The sequence below is a fragment of the Pseudomonas sp. NFIX28 genome, assembly GCF_900107395.1.
Classification (GTDB): Bacteria; Pseudomonadota; Gammaproteobacteria; order Pseudomonadales; family Pseudomonadaceae; genus Aquipseudomonas.
The window spans coordinates 166,864-185,726 of sequence record NZ_FNPW01000011.1; the positions used below are offsets into that span (position 1 = coordinate 166,864).

Sequence of the window (18,863 nt, forward strand, 5' to 3'; positions counted from 1 at the left end):
GAATTTACAACTTTTGTTCACAGCCGCGATGCAGAGCCTTCTTTTGAAAGCTGAATGAAAGATTGGCGCAAGGAAATAAACCAGGCGCGTGGATCCATCTAACGGTTAGTCCAAATGGTGATTGGCGCTATAAACAAACGATACAAGGCAGCGTCAAGTAATTGCTAATGTTACAGCCAGGTTTGCCAAACTACTGTTTCTACTAACTTTTCCTCTTTTTGGCGCCAAGGAACAGTCATGCTTGAAGCGACCGCCCAACGCCGCCTCTTAGTGGTCGACCCCTGTGATGCCTGTCATCGTCTACTGCCTGGATTGCGCCTGGTGGGTTGGGATGTCGACAGTTGTGACCTGGAATCCGCCGTGGATCGCAATTGCGACGTCGGCCTGCTGCGCTTGCGCGCCTTTCACCTGGAGCGACCGGAAGCGGTCAAGGATCTGATCAGCCGCAGCGGCACCGAGTGGATCGCGGTGCTCAGCCCCGATGTGCTGCGCCTGCACCAGGCCGGCGATTTTGTTTGTGAATGGTTTTTCGACTTTCATACCCTGCCGTTCGATGTCTCGCGGGTCCAGGTGACCCTCGGACGGGCATTCGGCATGGCTCGCCTGCGCGGCCAGGGGCACGTCCATATTCATCAGCCCGGGCATGAGCTGCTGGGCGACAGCCGGCCGATCCGCGATTTGCGCAAGCTGCTGAGCAAACTGGCGCCCACCGAGTCGCCGGTGTTGATTCGCGGCGAAAGCGGTACCGGCAAGGAGTTGGTGGCCCGGACCCTGCATCGACAGTCGCAGCGCCACAGCAAACCCTTTGTGCCGATCAATTGCGGGGCGATCCCCGAGCACCTGATCCAGTCCGAGCTGTTCGGCCATGAAAAGGGCGCGTTCACCGGCGCCCACCAACGCAAGGTCGGGCGAATCGAGGCCGCTCATTGCGGCACCTTGTTTCTCGATGAAATCGGCGACTTGCCGCTGGAGCTGCAGGCCAACCTGCTGCGTTTCTTGCAGGAAAAACACATTGAGCGCGTGGGCGGCAGCCAGCCGATACCGGTGGATGTGCGGGTGCTGGCGGCGACCCACGTGGACCTTGAGGCGGCGATCGACAAGGGGCGTTTTCGCGAAGACCTGTATTACCGCCTGAACGTGTTGCAGGTGGTCACGGCGCCGTTGCGCGAACGGCATGGCGATATCGGCATGCTGGCCAACCATTTTGCCCATTTCTATAGCCAGGAAACCGGGCGCCGTCCGCGCAGCTTCAGCGAAGACGCGCTGGTGGCCATGGGCAAGCACGATTGGCCGGGCAATGTCCGCGAGCTGGCCAACCGGGTGCGACGCGGCCTGGTGCTGGCCGAAGGCAGGCAGATCGAGGCCCGGGACCTGGGCCTGCTCAGCCCGCAGGCGTGCATTGCGCCCATGGGCACGCTGGAGGACTACAAGCATCGGGCCGAGCGCCAGGCCTTGTGCGATGTCTTGAACCGGCACAGCGACAACCTCAGTGTCGCGGCCAGGGTGCTGGGCGTATCGCGCCCGACGTTCTACCGATTGCTGCACAAGCATCAGATCCGCTAGGGCGGTGCAACGAAAAGGCCCGCTGCGAGGCGATCTCGCAGCGGGCCTTTTTTATACCCCTTAGAAGTAGTAAGGGAATTTCAGGCTGAAGGTGAAGTCGGGCGCATCGTCGGTCAGTCCGATGGACAGGTTGGGCACTATGGTCAGGTTGTCGGTGGCCGCGACGGTCATGCCGACGTTGAAATAGCCGGCGTTGGCATCGCTGGACACCACGGATTGCCAGTCGCCGCCGTCTTCCTTGAGCTTGCTCTTGCGCTGGACCAGGTCCGAGAACGAGAACGACATACTCATCTTCTCGTTCAGGGCGAAGGCGATGCCCATGCCGATCTGGAAGCTGTCGCCGAGCTTGACCTTGCCCGGGGTCTTCTGGTTGACCGTGGAGCTGATGTCGTCGAACGACTCTTCCAGGTTGTGGGTGTAGGAGAGGGTGCCGAACAGCACGGCGGGGTCGAAGGTCTTGACCAGCGAGATGCCCGGGGTGATGGACCAGACACCGTTGCCGGTCGGCAGGTCTTCCGGGACGAACAGGTTGGTGTTGTCCTGGACCTGGCGCAGCTTGATGCCGAAGGGTTCTTCGCCGGTCGGCGCCTTGACGCGCAAGGTCAGCACCGCATCCGGGGTATTGACCGACTCGTCGAGGAATTTGTAGGCGATGCCGAAGTTCACGTCGCCAAGGGTCGGATCGTTGGACACGGTTTTTTCGCTGGTGACCCCCGCCGCGCCGTTCTGGGCGCCGCCGGACTGGTAGGTCGACTCGCGGTAGATCACCGGCACGTTAATGTCGAACTGCCAGCGATTGTCCAGGTTGTAGCGCCCCGTGAGGTCCAGGGTCCAGTTGTCGGCCTTGATCCGGTCCAGGTTGATGTTGCCGAGGAAGATCGAGTCCAGGGCCAGGAAACCATTGAGAATCAGCTGCCGGGTGTCGTAGCGGGAGTAGGTCAGGCCGGTCTCGACGCTGAACTTGCCGCCACCGAAGAAGCCACTGGCCTCGTCATACAGGTTGGACACACTCTGCGCTGGTTGCGAGTCGTCCCTGAGCGATTCCCCGTAGGAACTGCCGACCGTCGGGCCCTTGGTCGTGGCCCCCGCCACCTGCTGGTTGCCACGCATGTCGGCCGGCGATTTGGCCAGGCGCTTGGGAGGTGGCTCCGCCGGTTGTTCCTCGACCTGGCGTACCCGTTGCTCCAATACCGCCAGGGCCTTCTGCTGCACTTCGTAACGTTGCTTAAGCTCCAGTAATTCCTGTTTCAGGGCCTCCAGGTCGGCGTCCGAGGCTGCGTGCAGCAGGGTCGCCGGCAAGAGGGTGCTCAAACACACAAGCGCACGCAGGGAAACTGATCGATACATGAATAAGCCATCCCTTCAAGCCTAATGATCGAGAGTCAGCGTAGTTCAATATCCCAGGTTGCGTAGGCCCTTGAGCTGGGTCAGGTTGCAGTCCAGAGCGCCGGCACTCGGGCCGTTGTTGTTGAGCACCACGTTCAGCTGGGTCAGGTTGCTGACCATGTTGCTGCTGCCCATCAGGCGGGTGTTTTGCAGCAAGCCGCCCTGGGCCACTTGTTGTTGCGCCGAACCCTGGTTGTTGTTGGCCTGGATGGCCATCTGGATGCCGCCGCCGGTGGCGGACACGGCCACGCTGCCCGCAGCGTTGCTGCCGGTGATGGTCTGGCCGTTCATCAACAGCTGGCCTTGGGCCGGCTTCAGTGCCGGAGCATGGCTGGCTTCCCGGACATCGATGGAAACGTTGTTATAGGCGGTATTGCCGTCGCCTGCCGCGCGCACGCTTTGGGTGACCCCCTGCGTGGTGGCCAGGCCCGCGCCGCCGATCACGTTGCCCGAGCCCTGGGTGGGCGTCGAGCCGTTGCCGGTTTCCTGGATCGTCGAGACATAGAATTCCGGTTTCACCGTCGATTGCTGGATCTGCATCGAGGTCGTGGCCCCGATCAGATCGCCCGAGGCGTTGCGCCAGGTGCTGCTCATGACAATGCCGAAGCTGATGATCCGCCCGGGCATGACGTAGCGCCCGCGGAGCTCGGCGAGTTCCTGGTCCTTGATTTCTATAGGCGTGAACCCTGCGTTGGCGTACGCAGGAATGCTTGCTACCAGGCAGGCGGCGGCCCGCCAGTAAGGGCTTTTCATCTGCTGCTCCCGGAGCGTCCTGCCCCTTTATCCTTTTGCGACCCTAGAAGAAGTCGCTCTGAATGAAACCGAATTCCATCAGTTCTGCGTCTTTGACCGGGTTGAAGGTGTCCAGCTGGTTCTTCGCGGTCAGCGGGTTTGGCGGGCTGAGCAAGGCGTTGGCCTTGTCGTAGCCGGGGCCGATGATGGCGAAGACGATACCGTTCCAACCTTTGACAAAGTCTTCGTGGGAGTAGCGTTTATGGCCGAGGACGGGGTCGCCGATATAAACCCAGTCTTTCTGTGCCCGCTGCATGACCACGAAGTGCTTGTAGCCGCGAATGTCCATCAGTACCACCACCGGAATGGTCACCGCCTCGAGCTTTTCGGGCGGTATCCGGTAGCCCCGGGCGCGCATGCCGATACTTTCTATGTAGCGCTTCATGTCCAGCATGGAGAAACCCTGGGTGCGGACCAGATCCTGGTCGGCCGTGGCCAGCATGCCTTTGATGACGAGCTCTTCATCGACGTCGAGCCAGTAGGCCTGGCGCAGCACCGTCGCCAGTGCGGCGGCGCCGCAGCTGAAGTCGGTTTTCTGTTCGACCAGGTCGGCGAACTTGCGCTCCCGGATGCTTTGCACCGGCTTGTAGACCAGGTTTGCGCCGGGCAGCACGGCCACCGGCATCTGTGCGGCCTGGGTCAGGCCCGCCAGGCAGAGCAGGAGGCAGAAGGTTGCAGTTCGCATGATCGATAGGCCTTGTGGGACGGTGGAAAAGCCCCGTTTCCGGGGCTTTCGTTACGATCGCGGTTACAGGCAGGCTCTGCAGCCGGCAGCGATGGACAGCGAGTTGCTTTGTTGGTTGCCGACGCCAGCCGAGACGTTGGCACCGCCGTTGCCGGAGAAGCCGTTCATCGAGCCAGACATCGACGCGTTGTTGATCACAGGGTTTTTCCAGCCGTCTTTGGTCAGCACTTGCTTGGTCCAGTAGCCGGAAAGTTCTACCGTCCCTTGTTCCTTGAAGGTGAACTTCTGATTGCCACTATCGTGATCGCCGCCGCCGCGACGATCATCGTCGCCATAATGGCCACCGCCATGATGACCATTGTCATCCTGAATCTTGCCGTAGCCGGTGCCTTTATAAGTGCCGCTGGCCTGGAACTGGCCAGAGAGGGTGTCTGTTTTGTAGGTACGCACACCCTTGTTGTCCACGTCCAGGCCAGTGGAAGTCTGGTTCGCCGAAGCTGACGCGGTCGCTACGCGTCCGCCGGATACGGCGATTGCCAGGTTGTTTTTCTGTTGGTTGAAGTCGCCGGCGGTGACGTTGATGCCGATGTTGCCGGAGCCGCTGTTGCCTGCATTGTCGAGTGTTGCGCTGTTTTGCGTGGACCAGTTTTTCACCGTGTTGTTGGTGTTGGTCTGGGTCGCGCTGGAAGTGGCTACCGCGCTGCCAAAGATGAAGCTTTCATCGGCGGTGGCCAGGGCGACGGCGTTGTCTTGCTGGTTGCCGTCGCCGGCAGCCACGTTGGCGCCCATGTTGCCGTTGGAATTGTTCATTGAGTCGCTGGCGTCGGCGTTGTTGTGGGTGCCGCGGTTGCTGACGCTGTTGCCCGAGCTGTACTGCTCATCGGTCACGTTGGCCACGGCACCGGCGGTGAGTTGCAGCTTGGTGTTGAGGTCTTGGCCGCCGTTGCCGCCGTGGCCACCGTGACCGCCGTGGCCTCCGTGATGGCCATGACCATTGCCGTGGCCATTGCCGTTACCGTTGCCGTGGTTGTCATCAGTTGCCTGGGCAGCCATTGCCATGACTGCAGCGAGCGCAAAAACCAGTGGTTTAAGAGCCATTGTGGGTTTCATGGTGTTTCTCCGTGCTTAAGCTGGTTGAGTGTCGGTACTTTCTAAGCGCGTTGCTGCGGGTCAGTCAGCGACCCGTATGCTCAGGGTGTTAGCCATTCGGTTCCCCACCCCGGCACTCTGGTTCACCTGAATCACTCCCCGGCTGCCGGTGAAGGCCTGGTCGCTGGTAACGACCTGGCGGCTGCCTTTAGAAGCGTCAGTTGCTCCCGAGCCTGGTAACAGCGCCACGTTCTGCTGGGACAGGACGCTGTCATCGATACTTTGCGGCTGGGCACTGATGCTCACCCGCATGGCATTGACCATTTGGTTGTTGGCACCGGCCCCCTGGTTCACGCCCAGGACCCCGTTGCCGTTGCTGAAAGCGTTGCCGCCGATGTTGCTGCTGGCATCGATCGCGCCGCTGGCCGGCGTACCGAGCCTCTGCCGGACCACCGTGGTGGCGGAAGCGTCGGTGCCGATGGCGATGGCGCGCGTATTGGTTTGTTGTTGCTGGTCGCCGGCGGCCTGGTTGACGTTGAAGTTGCCGTTGTAGCGGGCGCCGGAGTTGTGGATGGCGGCGCTGTCCACCACCTGGGTGCCCGGGTCGGCCATCGCGGGCGCCCAGCCAAGGAGGGCTAGCAGGGCAAGCAATGCGAGTGTGCGGCTCATCTCATTGGCCTCCGGACAGCCGGCCCAACGGCGCCAGGCCTGAACTCAGGGAACGGTTGATGGTGTTGGAGATGGCGCCACCGCTGCCGCCGCCGTGGCCGGCACTCATGCCGGTCATGCCGTTGGGGTTGGTGACGCTGTTCATCCCCTGCAGGTTCACGCCGTTGGGCATGATGTCGCGGCTGATCGTGGAGCCGCTGCTGACCCCGGCGAAGTCTCCGTCGCTCAACTCGGTGTTGCTGGTCATCTGATTGACCCGGGCCGAAGGGTTGGCATTGACGGTGGTCGGGTAGGGGTCGGGGTGCAACGGCGGACGGCCGACAGGGCGCGGTTGGACCTCGCGGTCCAGAACGATCCTGCCATCCCGGATGTCGCCGGCGGCCTGGGCCGGGAGGCTGAGCAGCGAGCCGAGCGCACAAGCGATCAGCAGCAAATGGCTCAGAGCTGAATTGATATTGCCCACGGCAGCATTCCTTCTTCGATCACTGGTCCTGGTCAGCGTTGCGAAGGAGAGAGCAGAAGCTGTGCCGCTTTTTTGATTGTTTCAGTAATTCAACAGGTTATGAGCATTCCCGGGCGGGGGCAGGGCACTGCTGTTTCAGCAATGAGACGACGAGGGCTTCGCGCGGCCCGCCATTGTCAAGGGGAGCAGGCTGGATCCAAGCTTCAGGGTGGCCTGTTTCAGGGGCTTAACAGTTGCCCGGCGCGCGTTGAAAAGCCTTTTGATTCAGTGCTTTTACACATTGGCCGGTGTTTCAGCGGTGAGCATGCATCGGCGCCAGCGGCGCAGGAAAAACGGCGGGACGGGCAGCCTTCGGCTAGCCCTGGAGCAACCGCTCGACCAGCTCGAACGCCCGTTGCCGGCGAGCCTCCCAGTCGCCGCGAATCACCTCGAAGGGCTGGTTGTGGCGCGATAGCCAGTCACCGGTGGCCTTGAAGAATGCCAGGCGTTCGCTCAGCTCGGGTTGGCAGCGCTGGCCGTCGTCGCTCCAGCCGACATCCTCCGGTGACAGCAGCAGGTGCAGGTCGTAGCGACGCTCCAGCAATGCCGGCTCGAGCCAGTCGGGGCAGGCGCCGAACAGGGCCTGGCTCCAGAGCATATTGCTCAGCAGGTGGGTGTCGAGAATCAGCAATCGTGGGCGTTGCGAACGGGCCTGGTCTTCCCAGGCCAGCTGGCCGAGGGCAATCTCGGGGATATCCGCCAGGCAGGTGTCGCGTTGTTTCTGCTCGATGAAATGACGCACGTATTCGCCCACCTGGATGCCACCGAAGTGCGCCTGCAAGTGGCCGCTGAGCCAGCTCTTGCCGCTGGACTCGGGGCCGGTCAGTACCAGCACCTTCATGCCGGGCGCAACGCCGGGTCGGCCCGCCAGGCGCGCCAGCCCTGCACGGCCAGCAGGGTGAACAGCCCGTACAGCGCCGCCGTCAGGTACAGCTCTTTGTAGATGAACAGGCCGACAAAGATCACGTCGACGGCAATCCACAGCGGCCAGCATTGCACGCGCTTCTGCGCCATCCACCATTGCGCCACCAGGCTGAAGCCGGTCAGCGCGGCATCCAGCCAGGGTTGCGCGGCATCGGTCCAATGGGCCATGGCGGCTCCCAGCAGCAGGCTGCTGATGGCGCCCAGGCCCAGGCCGAACAGCATCGGGCGCGGCGCCAGCTGGCTGACCGGACGCCCCTGGTGGCTGGCGCCACCGCGGGTCCATTGCCACCAGCCATATAGCTGCAGGACGGCGTAGACCACCTGCAGCAGCATGTCCGAATACAGTTTCACCTCGAAGAAGATCCAGCTGTACAGCAGCACCATGACCAGGCCGATCGGCCAGCACCAAGGGTTTTGTCTGACTGTCAGCCAGACGGCGATTACGCCGAGTACAGCGGCGAACAGTTCAAGCCCGGACATGGAAACTACCTGGAAGCGGAGGAGGGTGCGGATTGTAACCAGAAGCGGCCTTGCATGTTAGTGAAGGCCGCCCAGCGTGGCGGAGCGAACCCCGCCACGAACCGCTTCACACCCGGAACTGGCGCAACAGCCCGTTGAGCTGTTCGCTCAGTTCCTTGAGATGCAGGCTGGCGGCACTCGACTGCTCGGCCGCCAGGGCCGTGCTGTGGGACAGGCCGGCGGCCTGGGTGACGTTCTGGTTGATGTCTTCGACCACGTGGGCCTGTTGCAGGGTGGCGCTGGCGATGGAGGCGTTCAGCCCGTTGAGGTTGCGCAGGGCCTGGCCGATGGCATTCAGGCTCTCGCCGGCCCGCCCGGCCTGCTCGATGGTTTGCTGCGACGCCCGGCTGCTGTCGCCGATGACTTTCACCGCGGCTTCCGAGTGCCCCTGCAAGCGTTCGATCATCGACTGGATTTCGGCCGTGGATTTCTGTGTGCGCTGGGCCAGCAGGCGCACTTCGTCGGCGACCACGGCGAACCCGCGACCCTGTTCGCCCGCGCGAGCAGCTTCGATCGCCGCGTTGAGCGCCAGCAGGTTGGTCTGCTCGGCGATCGAATGGATCACCTCCAGCACGCTGCCGATCTGGGTGCTTTCCTGGGCCAGGGTGCGAATCACCTCCACGGCCTGGTCGATGGTGGCCGAGAGCTGGTCGATCTGTTGCAGGCTGCCGTCGATATTGACCTGGCCTTGCTGGGCCTGGGCTTCGGCGTCGCGCATCTCGCTGGCGGCGTGTTCGGCATTCTTCGCCACGTCTTGCACGCCGTAGGTCACTTCGTTGATGGCGGTGGCCACCAGTTCCATCTGCTGCGACTGCTGCTGGCTGCGTTCCTGGGCCTGGCTGGCGTTGGTGCCCAGGTCGGTGGAGGATTGCGCCAGCGCGCCGGCCGAGACTTGCAGTTGGCTGACGACCAGGCGCAGCTTGGCGGTGAAGCCGTTGAAGTGCCGGGCCAGCTCGGTGACCTCGTCCTGGCCGTGGGTGTCGAGGGTGCGGGTCAGGTCGCTTTCGCCGCTGGCGATGTTGGCCATGGCGTGCACCGTTTCCTGCAACGGACGGACGATGCTGCGGGCAATCAGCAGCACCAGCAGGGCCATGAACAGGGCAATGCCAACGCCGACCGCCGAGGCCTTCATTACCTGGCTGCGGAACTCGACCTGCACGTCATCGATGTACACGCCCGAGCCGATGATCCAGCCCCAGGGCTCGAACAATTGGACATAGGAGGTCTTTTGCACCGGTTCGCTGGCGCCCGGTTTCGGCCACCGATAGTTGACCATGCCGGCGCCCTTGGCCTTGGCGATGGCTACCATTTCGTTGAACAAGGCAAAGCCGTCGGGATCGCGAATGGCCGAGAGGTTCTGGCCATCGAGCTTGGGGTTGGTCGGGTGCATGACCATGACCGGGGCCAGGTCGTTGATCCAAAAATAGTCGCTGTGGTCGTAGCGCAGGCCGCGTATGGCGCTCAGTGCCTGCTTTTGCGCCGTCGCGCGATCGAGGCTGCCGGCGCTTTCCAATCCATGGAAATAGGCCAGCACGCCGTTGGCGGTCTGCACCACATGTTGGGTCTTCTGGGCCTTGGCCTGGTACAGGTCGTCGTGAATCTGCTTGAGCATCAACATGCCCAGCGTCAGCAGCATCAGTACCGCCACAATCAGGATCAGCCACAGCCGGCGGCTGATCGACATTCTGCGTAAGCTGTTCATGAATCTGTCACTCCCCGATTGTTTTTCTTGTAATGAAACACCCCGTGCATCCGTCATGCGCTCCTTGCAGTCAGGCCCATCCGGTTCTCTCAACGCGACAGCGTTTATCGAGCATCTCTGATAGGATTTCGGCCTCATCGCGAAAAACCTGAATCCGGCTGATTTTTCACGGAATTTTTCAACGGCGATGATGATCTTATTGCGGCCGCGAATCCGCGACGCACGTCAGTGAATCTTGAAGAAAACTAAAAGGCATGCCACGGCATGGCCTTCGGGGGATTAATGGAGCTTTGGACCGCCATACAGGCATTGATTTTGGGGATTGTGGAGGGGCTGACAGAGTTTCTGCCCATCAGCAGTACAGGGCACCAGATTATCGTCGCTGACTTGCTCAACTTTGGCGGCGAGCGCGCCATGGCGTTCAACATCATCATTCAGCTGGGGGCGATTCTCGCGGTGGTCTGGGAGTTTCGCCGCAAGATCTTCGAGGTGGTCACTGGCCTGCCGACCCAGCGCAATGCCCAGCGCTTCACCGTCAACCTGCTGATCGCCTTCATGCCCGCGGTGGTGTTGGGAGTGATCTTCGCCGACCTGATCCACGAATACCTGTTCAACCCGATCACCGTTGCCGCGGCGCTGGTGGTGGGCGGCGTGATCATGCTCTGGGCCGAACGCCGGCAGCATGAAGTGCACGTCAACACAGTGGACGAGATGAGCTGGAAAGATGCCTTGAAGGTCGGCTTCGCGCAGTGCCTGGCGATGATTCCAGGCACCTCGCGCTCGGGCTCCACCATCATCGGTGGCCTGCTGTTCGGCCTGTCGCGCAAGACCGCCACCGAGTTCTCGTTTTTCCTGGCGATGCCGACCATGGTCGGTGCCGCGGTGTATTCGGGCTACAAGTACCGCAACCTGTTCCAGCCGGACGACCTGCCGGTATTCGCCGTCGGCTTCATCACCTCGTTCATCTTCGCGATGATCGCCGTCAGGGGCCTGCTCAAGTTCATCGCCAACCACAGCTATGCCGCGTTTGCCTGGTATCGCATTGCCTTCGGCCTGGTAATCCTGGCCACCTGGCAGTTCGGCTGGGTCGACTGGACCGCGGTTCATTCCTGATGAATGCACGCCAGCACAACCGTCCCGGCGATGGCGCCGGGACACGAATCCAGCGACCACGGCTCAAGGCGGCGCTGTTCCTGTTGCTGTGCGCCTTGCCCTTGTGCGGTTCGCTGCTGTTGGGCGTGAAGGGGATTTCCTGGGTACCGCTGGTGGCCTACGGCGCGGTCAGCGTGCTGACGTTCTTCCTTTATTGGAGCGACAAGCGCAAGGCCCGCAGCGACAGCTGGCGCACCCCGGAAAACGTCCTGCACGCCATGGAGCTGGCCGGTGGCTGGCCAGGCGCCTTGTTGGCGCAACAGGCGTTTCGCCACAAGACCCGCAAGGTTTCCTACCAGTTGCTGTTCTGGCTGATCGTGCTGCTACACCAGGTGTTCTGGATCGACCGGCTGTTTCTCGAAGCCAGCCTGTTCTCGCTGTTCTAAAGCAATAAGCCGACCTGGACTCGCTTCGGCAATTTGCTCACCACCAGTTGGTGCGAACGCCGCAACAAGTCGCGCAACTCGCCGGCGCCCAGCGGGTAGGGCGTCTGCATGATGATCCAGTGCGCCCGGGCCAGGTATGGCGCCGGCGCAATGCCGGGACGATCGACATGGCCAAGGAACAGTTCCTTGTCCACCTTGAACGCCAGCGATTCGCCCCGCAGGTTCTGCAGGGCGAACATCTTGTTGCCGGCCACGGAGAACACCCGCACGCCGCCCCATTTGTAGTCTTCGCGCGCTCCCGGAAGGTCCAGGCAGAATTGCGCCACATCCGCTTCAGTCATGGTTGTTCCTTTTCTTGCGGCCGTCATAGCGTTCGGTCTCCGCAGTCTTTGAACGCTTCGCCAAGGTGCTCGATCCACGCCCTTACCGCTGGCAATACACCGCGCCGATGAGGGTAGACCGCCTGCAGCCAGCCGCCAGCCAACGACCATTCCGGCAGCAGCCGCACCAGTTCTCCGCTCTGCAGTTCTTCTTCGCAATACATCATCGGCAGCATGGTACAGCCAAGGCCGGCGAGGGCGCTGGCGCGGCGGATGATGAAGTCGTCGACGCCCAGGCGTGCCTCCAGCACCACGTCGCATTTCTCGCCCTGCGCATCGAGCAGGCGCAAGTGCACCATGCGGTCGGCCTCCAGGGCACCCAGCACCGGGACCTTTTTCAGGTCGGCGGGGCTGTGGATCGGCCACTGGCGGGCGAACGCCGGGCTTGAGACCATCACCGTCTGCGCCTGGCGCAGGCGGCGCGTTACCAGCAGGGGATCTTCGTCGCCCTGTTCACGAACCCGCAACGCCACGTCGATGCCTTCGGCGATCACATCGACTCGGCGGTTGAGCAATTGCAGATCCAGTTGCACCTGGGGGTATTGCTCGAGGAAGGAGCTGATCACGTTCGGCAACATATGCTGCCCCAGGCTGACCGGGCAGGACACCCGCAGGCGCCCGCGAGGTTCGCTGGACATGCTGGCCACGGCCTCGTCGGCCATTTCCGCTTCCAGCAGCATGGCCTGGCAGTGTTGCAGGTAACGTTCGCCGACCGTGGTCAGCTTCAATTGGCGGGTGGTGCGCTGCAGCAGCCGGGTGTGCAGCCGCTCTTCCAGCTCGGCGATACGCCGCGACAGGCGCGATTTGGGCACCCCGAGCAGGCGCCCGGCAGCGGCGAAACCACCGGCTTCCACCACCTTGGCAAAGTAATAAAGATCGTTGAGGTCTTGCATATTCTGTCTCTACTGTCCTGCTGGTGGGACAATCTATCGCATTTTAGCCGACTAATCAGCTATTGGTTTCACCTGTAGGATTGTCCTCAATTGATCGCCGGTGGCGATCCTCTCTTGGAGAATCCCAGATGAAACTGTTGCATATCGATTCGAGCATCCTTGGTGACAACTCGGCTTCCCGTCAGCTGAGCGAAAGCGTGGTCAAGGCCTGGAAAAGCGCCGACGCCAGCGTTGAAGTGACCTACCGTGACCTGGCCGCCGACGCCATCAGCCACTTCAGTTCCGCTACCCTGGTAGCCGCCGGTACCCCGGCCGAAGTGCGCAGCGCTGCCCAGCAGCACGAAGCCGAGTTGAGTGCTTCGACCCTCGCCGAATTCCAGGCCGCCGACGCGATCGTGATCGCCGCGCCTATGTACAACTTCAGCATTCCGACCCAGCTCAAGGCCTGGATCGACCGCATCGCCGTCGCCGGCCAGACCTTCCGCTACACCGAAGCCGGCCCTGAAGGCCTGTGCGGCGGCAAGAAAGTCATCGTCGTGTCCACCGCGGGCGGCCTGCACGCCGGCCAGGCCACTGGCGTGGCCCATGAGGACTACCTGAAGCTGCTGTTCGGTTTCCTCGGCATCACCGATATCGAGTTTGTCCGCGCCCAAGGCCTGGCTTATGGCGACGAAGTCCGCAGCAAGGCCCTGAGCGACGCCCAGGCGCAAATCGACGAGCAGCTTTTCGCGGCCGCGTAAGGCTTATGTAAAAGTCGCTTACGCCCCAGGCAATGCCCTCTAGACTCTGTATTCCGATGCCCACCTGGCGACGGAATACGGAGTTTTTTGTGTTCGTGTTTCTGGCCCGGGTTATGCAGCTTATGGACCCGGCGATGGCCTGGCCCGTGTCAAGAGGCCCAGGACACAAACCAACAAACAGCAGGCCGGCGTTGCAGCCGGTAGAAGGTGGTGCATCGATGAGGCGTCTTTGGGCAATGTCGCTGGCCTGCCTGCTCGGCGGCCCGATTACCGTGCATGCCGCGCCCGCGCCCCATCCGCATTGGAGCGTGGGTTTCCACGAGATGAGTTTTCTCGACCCGCTGGACCAGCAGCCGATGCGCGCCATCGCCTTTTATCCTTCCACCGGCATCGAACACGGCAGCCAGGTCGAGGGTTACCCGATCGCGGCCTCCCGCGACTCGAAGATGGCCATCGGCCGTTTCCCGCTGTTGATGCTGTCCCACGGCAATACCGGTACGCCGCTGGCCCTGCATGACCTGGCCACTTCGCTGGCGCGCAAGGGTTTCGTGGTGGTGGCGGTGATCCATCCCGGCGACAACTACAAGGATCACAGCCGGCTGGGCACCCTGAGCAACTTGTATGGGCGGCCGATCCAGATTTCCGCAGCCATCAGCGCGACCCTCGCCGACCCGATGCTGTCGCCTTTCGTCAATGCGCGGCAGGTTGGCGTCATTGGTTACTCCGCAGGTGGCGAAACGGCGCTGATCCTGTCCGGCGCCACCCCGGACCTGGACCGCTTGCGCCGCTACTGCCAGGAACGCCCCGACGATCACGACGCCTGCAATACCCAGGGCGAGCTGATTGTCGATCGCGACGATTTGCAACCGGTCGCCGACCCGCGGGTCCAGGCCTTGCTGCTGATGGCGCCGCTGAGCCTCAAGTTCGGACGGCAGACTTTGTCCGGGGTGCATGTGCCGGTGCTGCTGTACAGCGGCGACGTCGACAAGCTGGTGGCGCTGGACAAGAACGCCGCGGCCCTGGCCCGCAAGCTGCCAGTCGCGCCGGACTTCAGGTTGCTGGCCGGGGCCGGGCATTTCGTGTTCATGGCGCCGTGCAGCGAAGCGCAGATGCTGAGCATGCCGGCGTTGTGCACCGACGCCGAGGGCGTCGACCGCGAGGGCATTCACCGCAATCTGATTGCCGAGGCCGGCCGCTTCTTTGCCCGTGCCCTGGGCAAGCCGAGCCGGGCCGGGATGCAGACCGCGGATCAGTGATTCAGCCGTCGGCCCGGCGCTTGAGCAGCAGGGTCAGGCCCAGGGCGCTGAGCGACAGCAGCGCCGCGCAGAAGAAGATTGACGAATAGCCCAGGTTCAACGCCACTGCGCCCATCAGGGGGCCGGCAATGGCCAGTGCCAGGTCGAAAAATACCGCATAGGCGCTCAGGCCGGCGCCGCGGCTGGTGCTGGGCACCTGCTTGATCGCCTCCACGCCCAGCGCCGGGTACACCAGCGACAGGCCGAAACCGGTAAGCCCGGCACCGACCAGGGCGAACGCGGCCGATGGCGCCAGCCACAGCAGGACCAGGCCCAGGGTCTCGATGCTCATGCAGGCGATAGCCGCGTGGAAACCGCCGAAACGGCTGATGCAAGAGATAAACAGCAGGCGCGACAGGATAAAGCACACGCCAAAGACCGTCAGGCAGTAGGCCGCGCCGCTCCAGCCGCGGCTGAGGTAGAACAGGGTAATAAAAGTAGTCAGGGTGCCGTAGCCGATGGATGCCAGGCTCAGGCTGGCGCCGTAAGGCGCGATACGGCCGAACACTGCGCGAAACGACAGGCGCTCGCCACGGACCACCGGCACCGATGGCTTGTTGCGGATCAGCAGCAGGGCCAGTGCCGCCAGCGCCGACAACGCCAGGCCCAGGCTTTCGAAGCCGTAGTCATCGACCATCACCACCCCCAGCGGCGCGCCGATGGCGATTGCCCCGTAGGAGGCGATGCCGTTCCAGGAAATCGAGCGCGCGGTGTGCTCGGCGCCGACCTGGCCCATGCACCAACTGATGGTGCCCACGCCGATCAAGCCCTGGGCCACCCCGAGCAGCAGGCGCCCCAGCAGCAGGATGCCCAGGCTGAGCAGCGGCAGCGCTTGCAGCAGGGTCGACGCCAGGGTCAGCAGGCCGCTGAAAAAGATTCCCGCCAGGCCGTAGACGATGGCGCGCTTGGTGCCGAGGTTGTCCGACATGCGCCCAGCCATGGGCCGGCTGAGGAGGGTGGCCAGGTACTGCGAGCCGATGGTCAGCCCGGCCACCACGGCACTGAAGCCCAGTTCGCCGTGCACGTAGCCCGGCAGCACCGCGATCGGCAGGCCGATGCAGATAAACGCGATAAAGGTATAGAAGACGATAGAGACGATCTGCAGGGTGATCGCCATGGAGCTCGGTGCGGGCGGTTGTTGCACGGACATGGGGGCTCGTTCGCGGGCGGGCGGTGGGAGAGCTGCATCATGGCGCGCGTCGAAAACAAAAGGAAGCAGGCTAACGATTTCTTTATAGGCGGGTATTTGTGGGGCAGGGATGCCATCGCGGGCACGCCTCGCTCCTACAGAGCGAGGCTTGCCCGCGATGCTTTTATAACCGGACAAAAAAAGCCCCGTCACCAGGACGGGGCTTTCGGACCGGCAGCCGGAGGGCGTTCCTTAGAACACCACGCCCTGGCTGCGCAGGTAGTCGTCGTAGGTGCCGCTGAAGTCGGTCACGCCGTTCGGGCTCAACTCGATGATGCGGGTGGCCAGGGACGATACGAATTCGCGGTCGTGGCTGACGAAGATCAGCGTGCCCGGGTAGTTTTCCAGCGCCAGGTTCAGCGCCTCGATGGATTCCATGTCCAGGTGGTTGGTCGGTTCGTCCATCACCAGCACGTTGGGCTTTTGCAGGATCAGCTTGCCGAACAGCATGCGGCCCTGTTCACCACCGGAGATGACTTTTACCGACTTGAGGATCTCGTCGTTGGAGAACAGCATGCGGCCCAGGGTGCCGCGGATGATCTGCTCGCCCTGGGTCCACTGGCCCATCCAGTCGAACAGGCTGACGTCGTCTTCGAAGTCATGGGCGTGGTCCTGGGCGTAGTAGCCCAGCTCGGCGCTTTCGGTCCACTTCACCGAACCGGCGTCCGGGGTCAGCTCGCCCATCAGGGTACGCAGCAGAGTGGTCTTGCCGATGCCGTTCGGGCCGATGATCGCTACGCGCTCGCCGGCTTCGACGGTGAAGCTGAAGTTCTTGAACAGGGTCTTGCCGTCGAAGCCCTTGGACATCTGCTCGATGGTCACGGCCTGGCGGTGCAGCTTCTTGGTCTGTTCGAAGCGGATGAACGGGCTGACGCGGCTCGATGGCTTGACCTCGGCCAGCTGGATCTTGTCGATCTGCTTGGCGCGGGAGGTGGCCTGCTTGGCTTTCGAGGCGTTGGCCGAGAAGCGGCTGACGAAGGTCTGCAGCTCGGCGATCTGGGCTTTCTTCTTGGCGTTGTCCGACAGCAGCTGCTCGCGGGACTGGGTCGCCGCGGTCATGTACTCGTCGTAGTTGCCCGGGAACAGGCGCAGCTCGCCGTAGTCCAGGTCGGCCATGTGAGTGCAGACGCTATTAAGGAAGTGACGGTCGTGGGAAATGATGATCATGGTGCTGTTACGCGCCGTGAGAATCGTTTCCAGCCAGCGGATGGTGTTGATGTCCAGGTGGTTGGTCGGCTCGTCCAGCAGCAGTACTTCCGGATCGGAGAACAGCGCCTGGGCCAGCAACACCCGCAGCTTCCAGCCTGGCGCGACTTCGGTCATCGGGCCGAAATGCTGTTCCAGGGGAATGCCCAGGCCCAGCAGCAACTCGCCGGCGCGGGACTCGGCGGTGTAGCCGTCCATCTCGGCGAACTCGGTTTCCAGCTCGGCCACGGCCATGCCGTCTTCTTCGCTCATTTCCGGCAGCGAGTAGATGCGGTCGCGCTCGGCCTTGACCTTCCACAGCTCTTCGTGACCCATGATCACGGTGTCGATCACGGTGAATTCTTCGTAGGCGAACTGGTCCTGGCGCAATTTACCCAGGCGAACGTTCGGCTCCAGCATGACCTGGCCGCCGGACGGCTCGAGGTCGCCGCCGAGGATTTTCATGAACGTCGACTTACCGCAACCGTTGGCGCCGATCAGGCCATAGCGGTTACCGCCGTTGAACTTGACCGAAACGTTCTCGAATAGCGGCTTGGCGCCGAACTGCATCGTGATGTTAGCTGTGGAGATCAATTACCTTACCTATCAATGGGTTAGAGCTGGTCTTTTTTACCTGATACCGATTTGATACCAATCTGGAGCTTTTCCAGCTCCCCCCAGTCTGAGCTTGAGTTGAGCCAACGCGCATACGTCGTCAGCAACATTTGGACGCTGTGGCCAAGCTGCTGAGCGATGAATGCGGGGTTCATGTTGGACATTAAGCATATTGTCGCATAAGTATGACGGCAGTTGTACGGCGGCCGATGAGGCATAGCTAAAGCCTTCAGTGCTGGCCTCCATTGTTTGTGCAGGTCCGACGTTTGCTTGATGTACTCGCTGTTCTTCGAAGGCGGGAACACGTAGGGCGTGGTTTTGATCTTGCCGATGCCGTTTGCACGACGCTCTGCGTACTGACGGGCGAACTTGAGCGCGTGCAGCGCTCGTTCATTCAGCAGAACAAAGCGGTCCTTGTTGGTCTTGGTTCGCTCCTCGACAAGGCCAAGCGCTACGGTGCGGCAGACATGTACCTGGCGTTTCACCAGGTCGACAGCATCCCAGCGCAACGCCGCGACCTCCGACAGTCGAAGCCCGGTGAAGAATGCGAACTCAAAGAATGCGGCATAGATTCCGCTGGGCCAGTGGGTTGTTTGGTACAGGTGGGCGATGATGCGGTTCGCTTCATCCAAGGAGAACGGGCTGATCTCCTTTCGCGATCGTTTGGGGCGGTCTATCGTCGCGGCGGGGTTCTTCTTGATCAACTCTTCAGCTACTGCCGCTTCCAGAATCGTCGATAGTTTGACTAGGGCGTTACGCCGAACTCCTGGCGATGTCCACTCCGTGGCCGCAATGATGCGGCGAAGGAGTGTGGTGGTGATTTGGTCTATGCGGATCAGTGCCAGCGGCGGAATCCAGTACAGATTCAGTGCACCTTTGTAGTTGTTGCGCGTGCCGGTTGTGATGACTCGACCATCAAGCCAAAGCTGGGCGTACTCGTGAAAGGTTGGAATGCTGTTCAGCATAACGGCCGAGTCGGGGAACAGCTCGGCGTACTTGGTATCATCCAGGAGGCCGAGCTTGATCAGGCTCTTTACTTGATCGCGTAGTTGGGATGCAGCTTTAATGCCTTTCTGCGTCGCGGGGTAGGGGAGCGTTTCACATCTGCGGACCCCGTTCCAAGTAAAACGAATCCTGAGGGATTTGCGGAAGAGTTCCACTCCACTGGGCAAATCCATTGTGCTTCTTGCCATTCCT

General features: G+C 62.1%; 19 protein-coding genes and 1 pseudogene. 5 read left to right on the plus strand and 15 right to left on the minus strand.

What is annotated here, in order from left to right; genetic code table 11:
- The first annotated feature begins 237 nt into the window (after positions 1-237).
- The gene (locus tag BLV20_RS20975) at positions 238-1,563 is read left to right on the plus strand and encodes a sigma-54 dependent transcriptional regulator (protein ID WP_092304387.1); all 1,326 of its coding nucleotides are present in this window, start codon (positions 238-240) and stop codon (positions 1,561-1,563) included.
- Between the two features lie 60 nt (positions 1,564-1,623).
- Here the strand turns inward: BLV20_RS20975 and BLV20_RS20980 are convergent, their stop codons facing one another.
- The 10 genes and pseudogenes from BLV20_RS20980 to BLV20_RS32115 all read right to left on the minus strand — a co-directional run.
- Positions 1,624-2,910, minus strand: coding sequence for a transporter (locus BLV20_RS20980; protein WP_092304388.1), 1,287 nt, complete (start codon positions 2,908-2,910; stop codon positions 1,624-1,626).
- Between the two features lie 45 nt (positions 2,911-2,955).
- Complete coding sequence (locus tag BLV20_RS20985; protein WP_092304389.1) at positions 2,956-3,702, minus strand: hypothetical protein; 747 nt, start codon at positions 3,700-3,702, stop codon at positions 2,956-2,958.
- Between the two features lie 43 nt (positions 3,703-3,745).
- Complete coding sequence (locus BLV20_RS20990) at positions 3,746-4,426, minus strand: C39 family peptidase (protein WP_092304390.1); 681 nt, start codon at positions 4,424-4,426, stop codon at positions 3,746-3,748.
- Positions 4,427-4,489: 63 nt separating this feature from the next.
- A complete protein-coding gene (locus BLV20_RS20995; RefSeq protein ID WP_092304391.1) occupies positions 4,490-5,536 on the minus strand; it encodes a heme utilization protein in 1,047 nt (348 codons plus the stop codon).
- Between the two features lie 60 nt (positions 5,537-5,596).
- Complete coding sequence (locus BLV20_RS21000) at positions 5,597-6,184, minus strand: adhesin (protein WP_092304392.1); 588 nt, start codon at positions 6,182-6,184, stop codon at positions 5,597-5,599.
- A 1-nt stretch (position 6,185) separates the two neighbouring features.
- Positions 6,186-6,647, minus strand: coding sequence for a hypothetical protein (locus BLV20_RS21005; RefSeq protein WP_092304393.1), 462 nt, complete (start codon positions 6,645-6,647; stop codon positions 6,186-6,188).
- Positions 6,648-7,002: 355 nt separating this feature from the next.
- Complete coding sequence (locus BLV20_RS21010; RefSeq protein ID WP_092304394.1) at positions 7,003-7,527, minus strand: AAA family ATPase; 525 nt, start codon at positions 7,525-7,527, stop codon at positions 7,003-7,005.
- Positions 7,524-8,090: a nicotinamide riboside transporter PnuC gene (gene pnuC / locus BLV20_RS21015; protein ID WP_092304395.1), complete on the minus strand. Its 567-nt coding sequence runs from the start codon at positions 8,088-8,090 to the stop codon at positions 7,524-7,526. Before pnuC ends, BLV20_RS21010 begins: the two co-directional genes overlap by 4 nt.
- Before the next feature lie 106 nt (positions 8,091-8,196).
- Positions 8,197-8,931, minus strand: a complete 735-nt coding sequence (locus tag BLV20_RS32110; protein ID WP_371914332.1) for a methyl-accepting chemotaxis protein — start codon at positions 8,929-8,931, stop codon at positions 8,197-8,199.
- Between the two features lie 171 nt (positions 8,932-9,102).
- Positions 9,103-9,969, minus strand: a pseudogene (locus BLV20_RS32115) (cache domain-containing protein); the annotation flags it as partial.
- Positions 9,970-10,113: 144 nt separating this feature from the next.
- On the opposite strand from BLV20_RS32115, the gene BLV20_RS21025 reads away from it, so the two are divergent.
- Both BLV20_RS21025 and BLV20_RS21030 read left to right on the plus strand, forming a co-directional pair.
- A complete protein-coding gene (locus BLV20_RS21025; protein ID WP_092304397.1) occupies positions 10,114-10,944 on the plus strand; it encodes an undecaprenyl-diphosphate phosphatase in 831 nt (276 codons plus the stop codon).
- Positions 10,944-11,369 carry a DUF1294 domain-containing protein gene (locus BLV20_RS21030; protein ID WP_092304398.1) on the plus strand — a complete coding sequence of 142 codons (426 nt, stop codon included), beginning with the start codon at positions 10,944-10,946 and terminating at the stop codon, positions 11,367-11,369. The genes BLV20_RS21025 and BLV20_RS21030 overlap by 1 nt, the downstream gene beginning before the upstream one ends.
- On the opposite strand, the gene BLV20_RS21035 is transcribed toward BLV20_RS21030, so the two are convergent.
- Together BLV20_RS21035 and BLV20_RS21040 are read right to left on the minus strand one after the other, a co-directional pair.
- Positions 11,366-11,710: an MmcQ/YjbR family DNA-binding protein gene (locus BLV20_RS21035; protein ID WP_007926440.1), complete on the minus strand. Its 345-nt coding sequence runs from the start codon at positions 11,708-11,710 to the stop codon at positions 11,366-11,368. The two genes, BLV20_RS21030 and BLV20_RS21035, sit on opposite strands and share 4 nt — an antisense overlap.
- A gap of 23 nt (positions 11,711-11,733) precedes the next feature.
- Positions 11,734-12,642 (minus strand): LysR substrate-binding domain-containing protein, encoded by a 909-nt coding sequence (locus BLV20_RS21040; protein WP_092304399.1) that lies wholly within the window; start codon positions 12,640-12,642, stop codon positions 11,734-11,736.
- A 128-nt stretch (positions 12,643-12,770) separates the two neighbouring features.
- Here BLV20_RS21040 and BLV20_RS21045 point away from each other — a divergent pair, with 128 nt between their 5' ends.
- Both BLV20_RS21045 and BLV20_RS21050 read left to right on the plus strand, forming a co-directional pair.
- Entirely contained in the window at positions 12,771-13,382 is a 612-nt protein-coding gene (locus tag BLV20_RS21045; protein WP_092304400.1) for an FMN-dependent NADH-azoreductase, read from the plus strand.
- Between the two features lie 218 nt (positions 13,383-13,600).
- Positions 13,601-14,638 carry an alpha/beta hydrolase family protein gene (locus tag BLV20_RS21050; protein WP_092304401.1) on the plus strand — a complete coding sequence of 346 codons (1,038 nt, stop codon included), beginning with the start codon at positions 13,601-13,603 and terminating at the stop codon, positions 14,636-14,638.
- Position 14,639: 1 nt separating this feature from the next.
- Here BLV20_RS21050 and BLV20_RS21055 read toward each other — a convergent pair whose 3' ends face one another.
- The 3 genes from BLV20_RS21055 to BLV20_RS21065 form a co-directional block, all read right to left on the minus strand.
- Positions 14,640-15,827, minus strand: coding sequence for an MFS transporter (locus BLV20_RS21055; RefSeq protein WP_092304402.1), 1,188 nt, complete (start codon positions 15,825-15,827; stop codon positions 14,640-14,642).
- A 231-nt stretch (positions 15,828-16,058) separates the two neighbouring features.
- The gene (locus tag BLV20_RS21060; protein ID WP_090321229.1) at positions 16,059-17,645 is read right to left on the minus strand and encodes an ABC-F family ATPase; all 1,587 of its coding nucleotides are present in this window, start codon (positions 17,643-17,645) and stop codon (positions 16,059-16,061) included.
- A gap of 20 nt (positions 17,646-17,665) precedes the next feature.
- A complete protein-coding gene (locus tag BLV20_RS21065; RefSeq protein ID WP_092304403.1) occupies positions 17,666-18,859 on the minus strand; it encodes a tyrosine-type recombinase/integrase in 1,194 nt (397 codons plus the stop codon).
- Between the last annotated feature and the right edge of the window lie 4 nt (positions 18,860-18,863).

What these genes read in the sequence shown, in the direction of transcription:
- BLV20_RS20975 (WP_092304387.1), top strand. Translation starts at nt 238, where the DNA reads ATGCTTGAAGCGACCGCCCAACGCCGCCTCTTAGTGGTCGACCCCTGT.
- BLV20_RS20980 (WP_092304388.1), bottom strand. Translation starts at nt 2,910, where the DNA reads ATGTATCGATCAGTTTCCCTGCGTGCGCTTGTGTGTTTGAGCACCCTC.
- BLV20_RS20985 (WP_092304389.1), bottom strand. Translation starts at nt 3,702, where the DNA reads ATGAAAAGCCCTTACTGGCGGGCCGCCGCCTGCCTGGTAGCAAGCATT.
- BLV20_RS20990 (WP_092304390.1), bottom strand. Translation starts at nt 4,426, where the DNA reads ATGCGAACTGCAACCTTCTGCCTCCTGCTCTGCCTGGCGGGCCTGACC.
- BLV20_RS20995 (WP_092304391.1), bottom strand. Translation starts at nt 5,536, where the DNA reads ATGAAACCCACAATGGCTCTTAAACCACTGGTTTTTGCGCTCGCTGCA.
- BLV20_RS21000 (WP_092304392.1), bottom strand. Translation starts at nt 6,184, where the DNA reads ATGAGCCGCACACTCGCATTGCTTGCCCTGCTAGCCCTCCTTGGCTGG.
- BLV20_RS21010 (WP_092304394.1), bottom strand. Translation starts at nt 7,527, where the DNA reads ATGAAGGTGCTGGTACTGACCGGCCCCGAGTCCAGCGGCAAGAGCTGG.
- pnuC (WP_092304395.1), bottom strand. Translation starts at nt 8,090, where the DNA reads ATGTCCGGGCTTGAACTGTTCGCCGCTGTACTCGGCGTAATCGCCGTC.
- BLV20_RS32110 (WP_371914332.1), bottom strand. Translation starts at nt 8,931, where the DNA reads ATGGAACTGGTGGCCACCGCCATCAACGAAGTGACCTACGGCGTGCAA.
- BLV20_RS21025 (WP_092304397.1), top strand. Translation starts at nt 10,114, where the DNA reads ATGGAGCTTTGGACCGCCATACAGGCATTGATTTTGGGGATTGTGGAG.
- BLV20_RS21030 (WP_092304398.1), top strand. Translation starts at nt 10,944, where the DNA reads ATGAATGCACGCCAGCACAACCGTCCCGGCGATGGCGCCGGGACACGA.
- BLV20_RS21035 (WP_007926440.1), bottom strand. Translation starts at nt 11,710, where the DNA reads ATGACTGAAGCGGATGTGGCGCAATTCTGCCTGGACCTTCCGGGAGCG.
- BLV20_RS21040 (WP_092304399.1), bottom strand. Translation starts at nt 12,642, where the DNA reads ATGCAAGACCTCAACGATCTTTATTACTTTGCCAAGGTGGTGGAAGCC.
- BLV20_RS21045 (WP_092304400.1), top strand. Translation starts at nt 12,771, where the DNA reads ATGAAACTGTTGCATATCGATTCGAGCATCCTTGGTGACAACTCGGCT.
- BLV20_RS21050 (WP_092304401.1), top strand. Translation starts at nt 13,601, where the DNA reads ATGAGGCGTCTTTGGGCAATGTCGCTGGCCTGCCTGCTCGGCGGCCCG.
- BLV20_RS21055 (WP_092304402.1), bottom strand. Translation starts at nt 15,827, where the DNA reads ATGTCCGTGCAACAACCGCCCGCACCGAGCTCCATGGCGATCACCCTG.
- BLV20_RS21065 (WP_092304403.1), bottom strand. Translation starts at nt 18,859, where the DNA reads ATGGCAAGAAGCACAATGGATTTGCCCAGTGGAGTGGAACTCTTCCGC.